Genomic DNA, 15,405 nt, shown 5'->3' on the forward strand with positions numbered 1-15,405 from the left:
ATCAGTTGTCGCCCAGCCGTAGTACGGCTTCGGCGAAGGCGTCTCCGCGGGCTCCATAGTTGGCGAACATGTCCCAGGAAGCGCAGCCGGGCGCGAGCAGCACGGTGTCCCCCACCTGAGCCAGCTTCGTCGCCTCCCCCACCACCGTCTCCATGGCTCCAGTGTCCGTTGCCTCCACGGTGATCACCGGGACATCCGGGGCGTGTCGGGCAAGTGCTTCGGCGATCACGGCCTTGTCCTGGCCGAGCAGAACCACACCGCGCAACCGCTCCTTGGCGGCCTCGACGAGCTCGTCGAAGGTCGCCCCCTTCGCCTGCCCGCCGGCGATCCACACCACGTGCTCGTAGGCGAGCAGCGAAGCCTGGGCGGCATGCGGGTTGGTCGCCTTGGAGTCGTCCACATAGTTGACTCCGGCAACCTCTCCGACCGCCGCGATCCGGTGCGCGTCGGGCCGGAACACCCGCAGCCCGTCGCGGACCGCGTTCGCCGGTACGCCGAACGACCGGGCCAGCGCCGCAGCGGCCAGCGCGTTCGCGACATTGTGCGGAGCGGCCGGGATGACGTCGGTCAGCGTCGCGAGCTCCAGCGCGGAGCTGGCCCGCTGCTCGACGAAGGCACGGTCCACGAGCAGCTCGTCGATCAGGCCGACCATCGAGATCGCCGGCGTACCGAGGGTGAAGCCGATCGCGCGGCAGCCTTCGATCACGTCGGCGTCCTGGACCAGTTGCTCGGTCGCGGGATCGGCGACGTTGTAGACGCAGGCGATCTGGCAGTTCTCGAAGATCTTGCCCTTGGCCTTCGCATAGGCATCCATCGAGCCGTGCCAGTCGACATGATCGGGCGCGATGTTCAGTACCGCGGCCGAATGCGCCGACATCGAGTCGGTGAAGTGTAACTGGTAGCTGGACAGCTCGACCGCGATCACGTCGTACGGCTCGGGATCCATCACGGCTTCCAGCAGCGGCAGCCCAACGTTGCCGGCGGCAACCGCACGATGGCCGGCCGCGGTCAGGATCGAGGTCAGCATCTGGACCGTGGTGGTCTTGCCATTGGTACCGGTGACGCACAGCCAGGGCGCCGCGTTGGCCGGATCGCGCAGTCGCCAGGCGAGCTCGATCTCGCTCCAGACCGGGATCTCGCGCTCGACGGCGGCCGCGAGCAACGGCGCGTGCGGCGGGATGCCGGGTGAGGTGACGACCACCTCGACGTCGGCCGGCAGCTCCGCGGTACTGCCTGCGCCGAGCTTGATGGTGGCGCCCAGCGTCTCGAGAATCTGCGCCTTCTCGCGCAGTGGCTCGGTGTCGCGGTCATCGAGCACGGTGACGTGGTCGGCACCGGCCTGCAGCAACGAGTCGGCGCACGCATAACCTGCGGTACCGAAGCCCAGTACGACGAAACGCGTCGTCGCCCAGCCGTCGTCGGTCCGCGTCGTGAGGCTCATCCAGCCACCCATTCCGCATAGAACAAGCCGAGCCCGGTGGCGACGCACAGGCCCGAGATGATCCAGAACCGGATCACCACGTTGACCTGTTCCCAGCCGAGCATCTCGAAGTGGTGCTGCAGGGGCGCCATCCGGAACAGCCGTTTGCCGACACCGGCGGTCCGCTTGGTGATCTTGAACCACCCGACCTGCAGGATCACCGACGCGGTGATGATGACGAACAGGCCGCCGAGCAGCAGGACGAGCAGCTCGGTCCGGGTCATCACGGCGAAGCCGGCCACGGCACCACCCAGCGACAGCGAACCGGTGTCACCCATGAAGATCTTGGCCGGTGACGCGTTCCACCACAGGAAGCCGAACAACGCGCCGGTGAGGGCCGCCGCGACGACGGCCAGGTCCAGCGGGTCCCGCACTTCGTAGCACTTGGCGGTCGGCGCGGTCGCACAACTCTGGTTGGACTGCCAGATGCAGATCAGCGTGTAGGCGCCGAACACCATCATCGAGGCGCCGGTGGCCAGACCGTCCAGGCCGTCGGCGAGGTTGACGCCGTTCGACATGCCCGCGATCAGCAGCAGGATCCAGATCACCACCAGCACCGGCAGCAGATGCAGCCACTCGATGTCGCGGATGAAGGAGATGAACGGTGACGCCGGGCTCTGCCCACGCTCGTCCTCGAACTGCAGCGCCAGGATCGCGAAGGCGACCGCGACGACCGTCTGGCCGGCCAGTTTGGCCTTACTGCGCAGGCCGAGGCTGCGCTGCCGGAAGATCTTGATGAAGTCGTCCAGGAAGCCGACCGCACCCATGCCCGCGAACAGGAACAGCACCAGCAGTGCCGAGGCGCTCGGCGGCTTCATCGTGAACAGCTTCGCCGCCAGGTACCCGACGATGGTGGCGGTGATGAAGACGGTGCCGCCCATCGTCGGCGTACCGCGCTTGGTGTGGTGCGAGGTCGGGCCGTCGTCGCGGATCTCCTGGCCGTAGCCACGGTTGGCCAGCAGCTTGATCGCCTGCCGGGTGCCGAGCAGGGTGAGCGCCATCGAGATGGCCCCCGCGAGCAGAATCGAGATCACTGCGAAGCCTCCTCGAGCAACGCGTCGGCCAGCCGTCTGAGGCCCGCCGCCTTCGACGACTTCACCAGCACCAGGTCCCCCGGCTTCAGTTCGGCGCGGAGCAGCTCCAGCGCGTCCTCGATGGTCGCCACGTAGGCCGACTCGTTGCCCCACGATCCTTCCAGGGACGCGCCCAGGTGGATCGGCCGGGCTCCCTCGCCCACCGCGACCAGCCGGTTCACGTCCAGCCGGACGGCCAGCCGGCCCACCGAGTCGTGTTCTTCCGTGCTGGTGTCACCCAGCTCAAGCATCTCGCCGAGCACCGCCCAGGTCCGGGCGCCCCGGCTCCGGCCGATGGCGACCAGCGACTTGAGCGCGGCGCGGACCGAGTCCGGGTTGGCGTTGTAGGCGTCGTTGATGATCGTGACGTCATCCGAGCGCTGGGTGAGCTCCATGCGTGCCTTGGATACCGCGGTCGCGGCGTTGAGCCCGTCGGCGATCTGGGCCGGCGTCAGCCCGACAGCCTGTACTGCGGCCGCCGCCGCCAGCGCGTTTGCGACTTGGTGTTCGCCGATCGGCTGGAGCTGTACTGGGTGCTCCTCGCCGCCGAGCTGCAAGGTGAACCCGGCCCGCCCGAGCGCGTCGAGCTCGATGCCGGTGGCCCGCACGTTCGCGTCGGGAGCGTCGCCCCAGGTGACCACGGTCTCCTTGGTCCGGCTCGCCATCGCGGCGACGCGCGGGTCCTCGGCGTTCAGGACCGCGGTGCCGCCCGGAAGGACGGCCTCGATCATTTCGCCCTTGGCGGCGGCGATCGCGTCCCGGCTGCCGAACTCGCCGATGTGCGAGTAGCCGACGTTGAGCACCAGCCCGACCTTCGGCGGCGTGATCCGGCACAGGTAGGTGATGTCGCCGACGTGCCGGGCGCCCATTTCCGCGACCAGGTACCGGGTGTTCTCGTCCGCCTGCAGCGCGGTCAGCGGGTGGCCGAGCTCGTTGTTGAACGAGCCGATCGGCGCCACCGTCGCGCCGTGCGGCTGGAGTAGCTGGGCGATCAGGTCCTTGGTGCTGGTCTTGCCCTGCGAGCCGGTCAGGCCGATCACGGTCAGGTCGGGCAGTTGTGCGATGACGAACCGGGCGAGCTCGCCGAGCGCTTTCTGCGCGTCGGCGACCACGATGCAGGGACTGCCCTCGACCGGCCGGGTGGTGATCGAGACGGTCGCGCCGGCCGCGGTCGCCGCCGGGACGTACTCGTGCCCGTCCACGTTCTCGCCGACGAGGGCGACGAACAGCCCGCCCGCGACGATCTGGCGGGAGTCGATCTCGACGCCGGCGTCGACGACAGCGGCAGGATCGACGCCGACCAGCTCACCGCCGATCGCTTCGGCGATCTGAGTACAACTGACGGGGATCACAGGGTTGCCTCCGGGGTCGCCGCGATCAACTCGCGCACGGTCTGCCGGTCGTCGAACGGGTGGATCACACCGCCGACGTCCTGGCCGGTTTCGTGGCCCTTGCCCAGCACCACCACGGTGTCGCCGGGGCCGGCCAGGTCGATCGCGGTGGCGATCGCCTGCCGGCGGTCACCCACCTCCTGCAGGTCCACGCTGGGAACCGCGGCTCGCGCGCCCTCGATCGCCACGGCTCGGATCGCCGCCGGGTCCTCGCTGCGCGGGTTGTCATCGGTCACGATCACCACGTCCGCGGCGCGGGCCGCCGCCGCGCCCATCGCGGGCCGCTTCCCGGGGTCGCGGTCACCGCCACAGCCGACCACCGCGAAGAGCCGGCCCTTGGTGGCCGTTCGTGCCGCGCGCAGTGCCAGCTCGACTGCGTCGGGCGTGTGCGCGTAGTCGACGATCACGCTCAAGCCGTCCGCCCGGGTGAAGGTCTCCATCCGGCCCGGTACTGCGGCCTTCTGCAGCCCCGCCGCGATCGCCTCGGCCGGTACGTCGACCTGCCGCAGCATCACGGTCGCCAGCAGGGCGTTCGCCACGTTGAAGTCGCCAGGGAGCCCGATCTCGACCGTCAGCGTCTCGCTCGGCCCCTGGATGTCGATCACCGTGGTGCCGTGCTCCGACTGATGCGTCCCAGCCACGGTCCAGTCGGCCTCGCCGGTGGTCGAAACGGTCACCAGCGGTACGACGGTCTGCGCGGCGAGCCGGCGACCGTACTCGTCGTCGATGTTCACCACGGCCAGATCGCACCGCTCAGGGGTGAACAGCGAGGCCTTGGCGGCGAAGTACTCCTCGAACGTCTTGTGAAAGTCCAGGTGGTCCTGGGTCAGGTTGGTGAACCCGGCCACCGAGAACCGCGCCCCGTCCACCCGGCCCATCGCCAGCGCGTGGCTGGACACCTCCATCGCGCACCAGGCGACGGCCCGCTCGCGCATCACCGCGAACAGCGCCTGCAGGTCGGTGGCCTCCGGCGTGGTCCGGGCGCTCTTGACCGCCTCGGTCCCGATCCGGGTCTCGATCGTGCCGATCAGGGCGGCCTGGCCGAGGTCGCGCAGTACGGAGTCGAGCAGGTAGCTGGTCGTCGTCTTGCCGTTGGTGCCGGTGACACCCAGCAGGCGCAGCTCGCTCGTCGGCTCGCCGTAGACCCGGCTGGCGACGGCGCCGAGCACGTCGCGCGGCCTGGCGACCACCAGTACGGGCAGGCCGGTGGCTCGCGCTCGCTCCTCCCCCTCCGGATCGGTCAGTACTGCGACCGCGCCGGCCGCCTGCGCGTTGGCGGCGAAGGCGGCTCCGTGGGTCAGCAGGCCCGGCAGGGCGGCGTACAGGTCACCGGGGTGGATCGACCGGGAGTCGAGTGACACGCCGGTCACGGAGACGTCAGCGAGGCCCGTCGAGGCCTTGGCTCCGGCGGTCTGGGCTAGGTCGGCGAGGCCGACCGGTACGGTCCGTTGCGGCCTGATCGCGGCAACGGCTCCGCCTGCGGCGGTTGGGGTGGACACGGGCCCAGAGGCTACCGCTCCGGGCCCTGTGACACCTACCTGACCCGGCGTCACCACTTGATCGGCACGGCCGGCGCCTTCACGCCGGTCGGCGGTACGACGTACTTCTGCAGTGCGTAACTCATCACGTCGCGGAACACCGGACCTCCCTGGAAACCGCCACCACGCCCGTTCTCCGGGTTCTGCAGTACGACGTACGTAACGAACCGTGGGTTGTCTGCAGGGGCAAATCCGGCGAAAGAAGTCGCCCACTTCTTGCCGTAACACCCGCAGGCGGGGTCGATTTCCTGCGCGGTACCAGTCTTGCCGGCGATCCGGTAGCCGGGGATCGCGGCCTGCAGCGCGGTGCCGCCCTCGGTGGTGACAGCCTCCATCATCGTGGAGACCTCCTTGGCGGCCTTCTCGCTGACCACCCGGCGCGGCGGAGCGGTCTCGTTGGGGAGTTGGTTGCCGTTGCTGTCGACGTAGTTCTTGACCAGCTTGGGCGGCATGTAGACACCGCCGTTGGCGACCGCGTTGACGGCCGCCGTCATCTGTACCGCGTTCGCGGCCAGGCCCTGCCCGAAGGCGACGTTCGAGCGAGTCAGCTCGGTCCACTCGTCACCGGGTGGCATCAAGCCGCGGGTCTCACCCGGGAATCCCAGACCGGTCGGGTCGCCGAAGCCGAAGTCCTTCAGGTACTTCACGAACTGCGGGATCCGCATCTGCTGCGCGGCCAGGATCGTGCCGACATTGGACGACTTGGCGATCACACCGGCCATCGTGAGGTTCAGGGTGCCGTGGTCGAAGTAGTCCTTGATGATCCGGCGGTCGACCTCGATGCTGCCCGGCACCTTCAGCTTGGTGTCCAGCGAGATCAGGCCGGCGTCGGCGAGGGCGGCCATCGTCACGACCTTCTGCACGCTGCCCGGCTCGTAGGCCTGCTCCAGCGCGGGGTTCTTCAGCGCGCTCGGCTTGACCTGCTTGTTCGGGTCGTAGGTCGGGTAGTTGGCCATCGCCAGGATCTCGCCGGACCTCACGTCCTGGGTGATCACCGTGCCGGACTCGGCCTTCCACTGCTTGACCGCCGCCTCGATCCGCTTCTCCGCGAACCACTGCAGGTCGGCGTCCAGGGTGAGCTGCACGCCGACGCCGGGCTTGGGCTCCTCGACGGTGTGGTCGGCGTTCGGGATTTTGTTGCCCTTGGCATCGACTTCGTACATCGCCTTGCCGTCGGTGCCGGACAGCTTGTCGTTCAGCCCGTACTCGAGCCCGGCCAGCCCCTTGCCCTCCTTGCCGACCACGCCGACGACGTTCGCGGCGACCGTGCCGAGCGGGTGGCTGCGGATCGGGTCCGACTCGGTGAACAGGCCGGCCAGCAGCGGGGCCTTGGTGTCCTTGGTCTTGCCCTTGTTCTGCGCGGCGATGACCAGGTTCTGCTTCTTGATCTCGGCTTCGATCGCGTTCCACGTCTGCGGGCTGACCTGGTGCGCGAGTTGCACGTAGCGCTTCTTCAGGGTGAGGTCGGCGTAGAACTTCGCGTACGGCGTACCGGGGATCTTCGAGGTCAGGATGGTGGCCAGCTGGGAGGCGACCGGCGCGGTCTGGGTCGGGTCGGCGGTGATCAGCACCGCGTCCTCCGACACCGACAGCGGGATGCCGTTGCGGTCCAGGATCGAGCCGCGGCCGGCGTGCAGTACGAACGGCTGGGTGTTCTCCTTGGTCGCGGCGAGCGCGTAGGAGTCCGGATCGACACCCTGCAACAGGATCAGCCGGCCGGCGAACAGCGACAGCACGAAGGCCATCACGCCGAACGTCATCCGCAGCCGGAGCGCCGGGCGTCCCAGCTTCAGCGTGCGCGGCGGCTTCTTCACCTTGGGCTTGCGCGGTGGACGCCGGTTCTGCGGCGGCCGCTTCCTGGGCGCGCCGGTACCGCTGCCGGTACGGCGTGGCGCCGGGCGGCCACTGGCGGCCTTCACCGGACGCGCAGCAGCAGCCTTCTTGGCCGTACGCCGCGGCGCGTCACCGGAAGCCTTCCGAGGCTGGCCTGTACGACTTGCGGCCTTGCGCGGCTCTCCTGTTCTGCCTGCGCCGGTACGGCCCGCAGCCTTGCGCGGTTCTCCTGTGCGGCCTGCAGCCTTGCGGGGTTCACCGGCTTTGCCTGCGGCCTTACGCGGCTCACCGGTGCGGCTTGCGGACTTGCGAGGCTCTCCCGTGGCCTTGCGCGGTCCAGCCGCCTTACGCCCCTCCGCACCGGGCCCTGCCCGGCGGGGCTCACCGGCGGAGGGCTTTCGCTGTGCGCCATCCCCAGCACGGCTGGAGCGGGGAGTACTGGAGCGGGTGCTGTCCGTAGCGGACGGGCGGCGCGGCGGGGTAGCTCGGCGCGGGGATTCCCGGCCTGGGTCGCCGCCACGTTTCCCTGGCGGCTCGCTGCCCCGTCGCTCCGTCATCCGATCATCCCCCGGTCGTTGTATTGGCCCCAGTAGTCGCGGGCGGCTTGTTCGTCGCCGGCGGCTTGTTTTTCGTCGCGCGCGGCTTGTTCGCGGTCGCCGGCGGCTTGGGGGTCACCGGCGGCTTCACCGGTGGCTTGGCCACCACCGGCGTACCGGCGGGACCGAACATCGTCGTCCCGGTCCCCGCCTTGCCCTCGGCCGGTACACCGAGCACCTGACCGTCGGACAGCCGCAGGAACACCGGGTTCGGGTTCGGCACCATGCCCATCTTCACCGCGCGGTCCGCCAGGTTCTGCGGCGACTCCAGCGTGCGAACCTGCCGCTCCAACTGCTCCTGCTGGTCGCGCAGCTGGTCGGCCTGCGTGTTGAGGCTCGTCACCTGGAACGTGCCGCGCTGCAGCTCGGTGTTGAGCAGCAGCAGGCCGACCAGGCCGGCCGCCAGCAGCGCCACCACGAAGATGACGAACGGCATCCGCGGCGGCCGGAACGGCGCGCCGTAGACGACCCGGAGCTTCGGCTCCGACTTGACCGCCGGCGCCGGGGTGACCCGTGCCTTCGACGGACTGAACACAGTGCTCATCAGGCCACCAACCCCTTCTCGCGTACGCGTTCGGCGGCGCGGACCCGGGCCGAGGCGGCCCGGGGGTTCTCCGCGATCTCTTCATCAGTGGGCTTCTCTGCCCCGCGGGTCAGCAACTTGAGAAACGGCTCGTGACCAGCGGGGATCACCGGCAGATCGTCCGGTACGTCGCTCTTGGCGCCGGCCGCCAGCGTCTGCTTGGCGATCCGGTCCTCGAGCGACTGGTAGCTCATCACCACGATCCGGCCGTGCAGCGCGAGCGACGCGACCGCCGCCGGCAGCGCGCGACGCAGTACCTCGAGCTCGCCGTTGACCTCGATCCGCAGCGCCTGGAAGGTCCGCTTGGCCGGGTGTCCCCCGGTCCGGCGGGCCGCCTGCGGGATCGCGTCGCGGACCAGCTCCGACAGCCGGGCGCTGTTCGTGAACGGCTCGGTCTCGCGGGCCTTGACGATCCGGTCCGCGATCCGCCGGGAGAACTTCTCCTCGCCGTACTGGAACAGGATCCGGGCCAGATCGGCCGAGCTGTAGGTGTTCAGGATGTCCGCGGCCGTGGTCGGCGCGGTGCTGTCCATCCGCATGTCCAGCGGCGCGTCCTGCGCGTAGGAGAAGCCACGGTCGGCCTCGTCCAGCTGCATGGAGGAAACACCGAGGTCGAAGAGGATGCCGTCGATCGCGGGGATGCCGAGCTCGTCGAGCACGCGCGGCAGTTCGTCGTACACGGCGTGCACCAGCGTGGTGCGCCCGGCGTACGGCGCCAGCCGGTCGCCGGTCAGCCGAAGGGCCTCCGGGTCGCGGTCGAGCCCGACCAGGTGGATCTCGGGGAACCGTTGCAGGAAGGCTTCGGAGTGTCCGCCGAGTCCGAGGGTGGCGTCGACGAGGACGGCACCGGAGTGCTGGAGGGCCGGGGCGAGCAGCGCGACGACGCGATCGAGCATCACCGGGACGTGGCGTCCCTCCGCTCCGCGCTCAGCACCCATCTCGACCCCTCCGTAGCTTTACCTGCCGGCCTTTCGTCCTGCTGGGGCGGTGGTGGAGCGCTCTGCAGGAACCGTGTGGGGTGCGGATTTCGTCCGGTCAGATCGCGGGTACGCCTTCCGGGGAAGTACCTGTCCGTCTTGGCGCCGGGGAAGTGGCGTCAACACTCAAGGCTCGGAAGTCGGACCCGTGATCTCACCGGACGTCCGGCGCTACCTCGGGCTGGCTCAGAAGATGCCGGGCAGTACCTCCTCGGACAGGTCGGCGAATGCCTGCTCCTGCGCCGCGGAGTACGTGTTCCAGTTCTCCGTGTTCCAGATCTCCACCCTGTTCATCGCCCCGATGACGACACAGTCGCGATCCAGTCCCGCGTAATCGCGCAGCATCGGCGGGATGGTGACCCGGCCCTGCTTGTCCGGTACCTCGTTCGAGGCGCCGGCGAACAGCATCCGCAGGTAGTCCCGGGCACCCTTGTTGGTGATCGGAGCCTGCTTCAACTGCTCGGTCAGTTGCACGAACTCGCTTTCGGGCCACACGGACAGCGACCGCTCCTGTCCACGCGTGATCACCAGGCCTTCGGCCAGTTCGTCGCGGAACTTCGCCGGCAGAAACAGCCGCCCTTTGTCGTCGAGCTTGGGGAAGTGAGTTCCGAGGAACATCTCTTCACCTCCCCGTTGCGGACTCTCCGTCTCAGGTCGAGCTTGTTGTCCACCATTTCAGTACCACTGCGCTCCACCTTACTCCACTTTGCCCCACCGTCAACCAAATTCGCCCCGTTTCGCTCCCCCGTACGCTGGAGGTCACAAACCGGCAACAACGGGTGAGGCCAATTTCGATGAACGCCGAAACGACTGGTAACGAAACGCGCGGAGATCTAGGCCCGACCCTCGGCCCGGGTCAGAATGAGTCGGCTATCAACCAATTGGGAGGACTCAGGGTGAGCACCACCGCGACCAGCTCGGCCATGGACTTCGACGAGCTGACAGAGGTGGCGGGACGGGTCCGCCGAGCCATCGAGACAGTGATCGAGGGCAAACCCGATGTCGTCGAAGTAGCCATCACCGTGCTACTCGCCGAAGGACACCTACTGATCGAGGACGTACCGGGCGTCGGCAAGACGATGCTGGCCAAGGCGCTGGCACGGTCGATCGACTGCACCGTGCGCCGGATCCAGTTCACGCCGGACCTGTTGCCGTCGGACATCACCGGCGTGTCGGTCTTCAACCAGGAGAACCGCGAGTTCGAGTTCAAGCCGGGCGCGGTGTTCGCGAACATCGTCGTCGGTGACGAGATCAACCGCGCCTCACCGAAGACCCAGGCCGCGCTGCTGGAGTCGATGGAGGAGCGCCAGGTCACGGTCGACACGACGACCTACCACCTCGAGACGCCGTTCATGGTGATCGCGACGCAGAACCCGATCGAGATGGAAGGCACCTATCCCCTTCCGGAAGCACAGCGCGACCGCTTCATGGCCCGGCTGTCGATGGGCTACCCGGAGCCGGCCGCCGAGCTGCGTATGCTCGACGGGCACGCGGCCGCCGAGCCTCTGGACAGCCTCCAGCCGGTCACTGACGGGCAGCAGGTCCTCCGGCTGGTGAAGACAGTGCACTCGGTGCACGTGTCGGAGTCGGTCAAGGAGTACGCCGTCGCACTCGTCGGCGCGACCAGACGGTCGCAGGAGCTGCGGCTGGGTGCGAGCCCTCGCGCCACGCTGCACCTGATCCGGGCCGCCCGGGCCGCTGCCGCACTGGACGCACGCGAGTTCGTCCTCCCGGATGACATCCAGGAGCTCGCCGTACCGGTCCTTGCTCACCGTGTACTACCGGCCGCCGAAGCTCACCTTGGTGGGCGTGGCTCGGCCGACATCATCTCCGGGCTCGTGGCCTCGGTGCCGCTGCCCCGCACTCGTCGGGACTGAGACATGCGGCAGGCACTGCGCGGACTGACCACCCGAGGGCGGGCGTTCGTCGCTGCCGGGATCACTGCTTCTCTGTGTGCGTTGCTGCTCGGCCAGAAGGACCTGCTGCGCGTCGGCATCCTGCTGGTGGCTCTGCCGGTCGTCGCGGCCCTCGTCATCGGCCGGACCCGGCTGCGCCTGCAGGTACGGCGCAGCCTGGCTCCGGACCAGGTGCCGGTCGGGACTACGGCGACGGTTGAGCTGATGCTGTCCAACCAGGGCCGGATGCCGGCTGGACTGTTGCTGCTGGAAGACCGCATTCCTTATGTCCTGGGGCACCGCCCGCGGTTCGTGGTCGACCGGGTCAGCCCGAACTGGAAGCGGACAGTCACCTATCCGGTGAAGTCCGACGTCCGCGGGCTGTTCCAGGTCGGGCCGTTGATGCTGACGGTCGCGGACCCGTTCGGGCTGGTCGAGACGAGCAGGACGTTCACCCGGAGCCAGCACCTGCTGGTGACGCCACGGGTTTACCAGCTGCCCGAGGTACGGCTGGGTGCTGACCGCGCGGGCTCCGGCGAGAACCGGCCGCGTGCGATCGCGTCGGCGGGTGAAGAGGACGCGACTGTTCGCGAGTACCGTGACGGCGACGACCTGCGCCGGGTGCACTGGCGTTCGACCGCGCGGCGCGGCTCGCTGATGGTCCGCCGGGAGGAGCAGCCCTGGCAGAGCCGGTGCGCGATCTTCCTGGACGCCCGCACCATCTCGCACCACGGGCACGGTCCGTCGTCCAGTCTCGAGTGGGCGGTGAGCGCGGCGGCCTCGGTCGGCACCGACCGGATCCGGCGCGGCTACGTCACCACCCTGCTGGGCGGGCCGACCACGCTGTCGGCGATCAGCCACCGCAGCTCGACGGCCGTCCACCAGCCACTCACCAGCCAGCAACTGCTGACCGAGTGCGCGACGGTGGAGGAGCACAAGTACGCCGAGATCGGTCCGCTGCTGACCGTCGATCGGCACATCCAGGAGCCGAGCCTGGCGGTCGCGATCGTCGGCGCCTGCAACTCCGAGGACGTCACCGCGCTCAATCGCTGGCGGTCCAGCCAGGCGACCGGGGTGGCGCTCTTGCTCGATGCGGCAAGCTGGTCGGTGGGCGCGGAGGGTACCGAGAAGGCCACCCGGCTGATCGCCGCCACTGATGCCACCGAGAACGAACTGCGCCGCAACGGCTGGCGGGTCGCCAGAGTGCAGCGCGGAGACCATCTCCCGACCGTGTGGTCCACCCTCGGACTGCGGAGCGGAAGGATCGCATGACCGGCCACGTCAGGATCTCCATCGCCGCCTGGGTGGCGACCGTGCTCGGTTCGCTGGTGCTCACGCCGGTGTTCTCCGGACCGTTCCTGTTCATCAGCGCCTTCTTGTGCGGTGCGGTGACCGGGGCCGGCATCCTGTTGCAGAACTGGCGCGCGCCGCGGTTCGTCGTACCGATCGTGCAGTTGCTCGTGCTGATTGAGCTGATCTCACTGTTCTTCCTCCGCGAGACGATGCGGTACGGCGTACTGCCGTGGAAGGAGACGGTGATCGCGTTCAACGGCCAGATGGTCGACGCGATGGACTCGATCAACCGCTACAGCGCGCCCCTGCCGCCCGAATCGCATCTGCTGCTGTTCGCGACGTCGGTGATCGCCGCTGCCGGGCTGCTGATCCATGTGGTCGCAGTACAGATCAGGCAGGCCGCTTGGGCCGGTCTGCTGCTCCTGACGATGTACACAGTGCCCGCGGCGACCGTGCACGGCGGGCTGCCGGCTCTGCTGTTCATCCCGCCCGCAGTCGGGTACATCGTGCTGCTGTCGGCCGAAGGGCGTACCAGGCTCAGTCGTTGGGGCCGCCGGATCTCCGGTGTCTCACACCTCGACGCGGCAGAGCCGATCGAAGCCTCCGCGCTCGGACAGGCCGGCCGACGGATCGGCCTGAGCGTGGTCGCGTTGGCCGCGGTGCTGCCCGCCCTGATCCCGGCGCTGCCGGAGGGCGTGATCGGCAACGGTCTGGCCGGTAGCGGCGCTGGTAGCGGCGTCGGCGCGGTCATCTCGGCGAACGACCCGATGCTGGACATGGGCAAGAACCTCAAGCGTGGCGACAACGTGACCGCGCTGACCTACACCGGCGGCCCGGCCGGCGGCACCTACCTGCGGCTGACCACGCTGGATCTCTTCGACGGCAACAACTGGCGGATCGCGCCCAGGAGCGGAGGTCAGAAGATCGGCGACGACCTGCTGAGCTCACCGCCCGGCTACGGGGGCGACGTCAGCAAAGCGCCGCAGAGCAAGCTGAAGGTCGAGGTGAGCCGCACCTTCCGCTCCCAGTTCGCTCCGGTGCCGTACGGTCTGCGCTCGATCTCGCTGAAGAAGAACTGGCGCTACGACCCGAAGTCGCTGGACGTCTTGTCCACCAACGGCCAGGTCGTCGGCGGCCAGGACTACAACCTCACCTGGTACGACCTGAAGCCGGACCCGCAGGCGCTGAACGACAGCGTCAGCGCCGGCGAACCCGACCAGTTCACCAGCGACGTCCCCAAGAACCTCGACGAGCGCATCAAGGTCAAGACCTTCGAGGTCACGGCCCGTGCGAAGAACAACCGCTATCAGCAGGCGGTTGCCCTGCAGGAGTGGTTCCGGTCGGGCGAGTTCACCTACAGCACGGCGAGGGACAGCAAGAGCGGCATGCGCGCGCTGTCGGAGTTCCTGCTCGATGACAAGACCGGGTACTGCGAGCAGTTCGCGACCGGGATGGCCTTGATGGCCCGCATCCTCGGCATCCCCTCACGGGTCGGGATCGGCTTCCTGGAGGGACAGGCGGGCAAGGACAACCAGCGCATCGTCCGGATGCACGACATGCACGCCTGGCCCGAGCTGTACTTCGAGGGCAGCGGCTGGGTCCGTTTCGAGCCGACACCGTCGGCCCGGATCGCGACGACGCCGGACTGGACCAACCCGGGCACCCTCCTGCCGAGCAACCCGACGACCGCGCCGACCACGGCACCGGTCACCCCGGGCGCGACCGAACAACCCGATATCACCAAGCCGAACGACCGCAACCTGCCCGACGACAGCGGCACCGCGCCGGTCTCCTCCGGCAACTGGTTCACCAACGGTGGCACGAAGGTGATCGGCCTGTCGCTGGCCGCGATCCTCTTGCTCTGCGTGCCGTGGCTGATCCGTACGCTGACCCGCCGCAAGCGCTTCAGCCGAGCTCCTAGCCGGATCGGGATCGAAGGTTTGTGGGCAGAGGTCCGCGACACCTCCCGCGACCTCGGCCTCGACTGGTCGGAGTACTCCACGCCCCGCCAGCTCGGTGACTGGCTCGTCTCCAAGGTCCCGGCGGAGACGCAGCCACAGGCACTGCGCCTGGCCCGCGGCGTCGAAGCCATGCGGTACGCCGGGCAGAACGGCGGCGAGTTCCCCGACCTGCGCACGGAGACCGAAGCAGTCCGCAAGGCGCTGTGGGCGGAGGCCAAACTCACCCGCCGCTTGCGAGCCCGCGCGCTGCCGCCATCGTGGCGCTGGTACCTCAACCGAGGCAGTGCCGAGGCTTCCGATCTACTGGACGAGTTCGACCTTCTGCTGGCCCGAATCCGCTCAGCGCTACTCCCCCGCCGCCACGCCAACTAACCAGCCACGCCAGCGGCGGGCCCCACAGCCCGCCGCTCGCCTGACTGTCGCCCGCCACACCACCACGGCCAGCCCGCGCAGTGGCACCACACCACGCCATCCACGCCAGACATCGCAGTAGTCGGGGTGTCGGTAAGAACGCTGTCAGTGCGCCACGAGGCGCTGTTTGTCCGTACGGAGGTGAGAGACCGCCGTCGCTTCATCGTCGTAGCGGTGGGGTGAAGTTGGGGGCAGCCTGAGCCGGGGGTCGCCGGGAGGGNGGGAGCAGCCTCGACAAAGTCGGGTCGGCCTGGCACTGCCGGATGGGTCGGGCCCGGTGAACGAGACGGGAAGGTATACGTGAGGAACCGGTGCCGTTACGCCTCTTGATTTCTTGCCAGCTCGAACCCGGTGGATATGGGCTGGTCAGCGGT

Annotated in this window: 11 protein-coding genes; 3 read left to right on the forward strand and 8 right to left on the reverse strand. The window is 68.8% G+C overall.

Features of this window, described 5'->3' with window-relative positions; translation table 11 throughout:
- Window position 1: 1 nt before the first annotated feature.
- The 8 genes from murD to mraZ form a co-directional block, all read right to left on the reverse strand.
- Window positions 2-1,441 carry a UDP-N-acetylmuramoyl-L-alanine--D-glutamate ligase gene (murD, locus tag A3ES_RS0113600; protein ID WP_020387373.1) on the reverse strand — a complete coding sequence of 480 codons (1,440 nt, stop codon included), beginning with the start codon at window positions 1,439-1,441 and terminating at the stop codon, window positions 2-4.
- A complete protein-coding gene (gene mraY, locus A3ES_RS0113605; RefSeq protein WP_020387374.1) occupies window positions 1,438-2,514 on the reverse strand; it encodes a phospho-N-acetylmuramoyl-pentapeptide-transferase in 1,077 nt (358 codons plus the stop codon). The genes murD and mraY overlap by 4 nt, the downstream gene beginning before the upstream one ends.
- Window positions 2,511-3,905: a UDP-N-acetylmuramoyl-tripeptide--D-alanyl-D-alanine ligase gene (locus A3ES_RS0113610; RefSeq protein ID WP_020387375.1), complete on the reverse strand. Its 1,395-nt coding sequence runs from the start codon at window positions 3,903-3,905 to the stop codon at window positions 2,511-2,513. Before A3ES_RS0113610 ends, mraY begins: the two co-directional genes overlap by 4 nt.
- Window positions 3,902-5,443: a UDP-N-acetylmuramoyl-L-alanyl-D-glutamate--2,6-diaminopimelate ligase gene (locus tag A3ES_RS0113615; protein WP_020387376.1), complete on the reverse strand. Its 1,542-nt coding sequence runs from the start codon at window positions 5,441-5,443 to the stop codon at window positions 3,902-3,904. The genes A3ES_RS0113610 and A3ES_RS0113615 overlap by 4 nt, the downstream gene beginning before the upstream one ends.
- Window positions 5,444-5,493: 50 nt before the next feature.
- Entirely contained in the window at window positions 5,494-7,401 is a 1,908-nt protein-coding gene (locus A3ES_RS0113620; RefSeq protein ID WP_020387377.1) for a peptidoglycan D,D-transpeptidase FtsI family protein, read from the reverse strand.
- A gap of 475 nt (window positions 7,402-7,876) precedes the next feature.
- Window positions 7,877-8,455, reverse strand: coding sequence for a cell division protein FtsL (gene ftsL / locus A3ES_RS0113625; protein WP_040454613.1), 579 nt, complete (start codon window positions 8,453-8,455; stop codon window positions 7,877-7,879).
- A complete protein-coding gene (rsmH, locus tag A3ES_RS0113630; RefSeq protein WP_020387379.1) occupies window positions 8,455-9,432 on the reverse strand; it encodes a 16S rRNA (cytosine(1402)-N(4))-methyltransferase RsmH in 978 nt (325 codons plus the stop codon). The genes ftsL and rsmH overlap by 1 nt, the downstream gene beginning before the upstream one ends.
- Window positions 9,433-9,657: 225 nt before the next feature.
- Window positions 9,658-10,089: a division/cell wall cluster transcriptional repressor MraZ gene (mraZ, locus tag A3ES_RS0113635; protein WP_020387380.1), complete on the reverse strand. Its 432-nt coding sequence runs from the start codon at window positions 10,087-10,089 to the stop codon at window positions 9,658-9,660.
- Window positions 10,090-10,394: 305 nt separating this feature from the next.
- Here mraZ and A3ES_RS0113640 point away from each other — a divergent pair, with 305 nt between their 5' ends.
- From A3ES_RS0113640 to A3ES_RS0113650, 3 genes are read left to right on the forward strand one after another with little or no spacing between them, the layout of a single operon-like run.
- Window positions 10,395-11,348 carry an AAA family ATPase gene (locus tag A3ES_RS0113640; protein WP_040454649.1) on the forward strand — a complete coding sequence of 318 codons (954 nt, stop codon included), beginning with the start codon at window positions 10,395-10,397 and terminating at the stop codon, window positions 11,346-11,348.
- A 3-nt stretch (window positions 11,349-11,351) separates the two neighbouring features.
- Entirely contained in the window at window positions 11,352-12,638 is a 1,287-nt protein-coding gene (locus A3ES_RS0113645) for a DUF58 domain-containing protein (RefSeq protein ID WP_020387382.1), read from the forward strand.
- Window positions 12,635-14,992, forward strand: a complete 2,358-nt coding sequence (locus A3ES_RS0113650; RefSeq protein ID WP_020387383.1) for a transglutaminase TgpA family protein — start codon at window positions 12,635-12,637, stop codon at window positions 14,990-14,992. The genes A3ES_RS0113645 and A3ES_RS0113650 overlap by 4 nt, the downstream gene beginning before the upstream one ends.
- The last annotated feature ends 413 nt before the right edge of the window (window positions 14,993-15,405 follow it).

The sequence above is a fragment of the Kribbella catacumbae DSM 19601 genome, assembly GCF_000372465.1.
GTDB classification, from domain to species: Bacteria; Actinomycetota; Actinomycetes; order Propionibacteriales; family Kribbellaceae; genus Kribbella; species Kribbella catacumbae.

Excerpts from the sequence above, each read along its gene's own strand:
- A3ES_RS0113650 (WP_020387383.1), top strand. The coding sequence starts at position 12,635 with ATGACCGGCCACGTCAGGATCTCCATCGCCGCCTGGGTGGCGACCGTG.
- ftsL (WP_040454613.1), bottom strand. The coding sequence starts at position 8,455 with ATGAGCACTGTGTTCAGTCCGTCGAAGGCACGGGTCACCCCGGCGCCG.
- mraZ (WP_020387380.1), bottom strand. The coding sequence starts at position 10,089 with ATGTTCCTCGGAACTCACTTCCCCAAGCTCGACGACAAAGGGCGGCTG.
- A3ES_RS0113645 (WP_020387382.1), top strand. The coding sequence starts at position 11,352 with ATGCGGCAGGCACTGCGCGGACTGACCACCCGAGGGCGGGCGTTCGTC.
- A3ES_RS0113640 (WP_040454649.1), top strand. The coding sequence starts at position 10,395 with ATGGACTTCGACGAGCTGACAGAGGTGGCGGGACGGGTCCGCCGAGCC.
- murD (WP_020387373.1), bottom strand. The coding sequence starts at position 1,441 with ATGAGCCTCACGACGCGGACCGACGACGGCTGGGCGACGACGCGTTTC.
- rsmH (WP_020387379.1), bottom strand. The coding sequence starts at position 9,432 with ATGGGTGCTGAGCGCGGAGCGGAGGGACGCCACGTCCCGGTGATGCTC.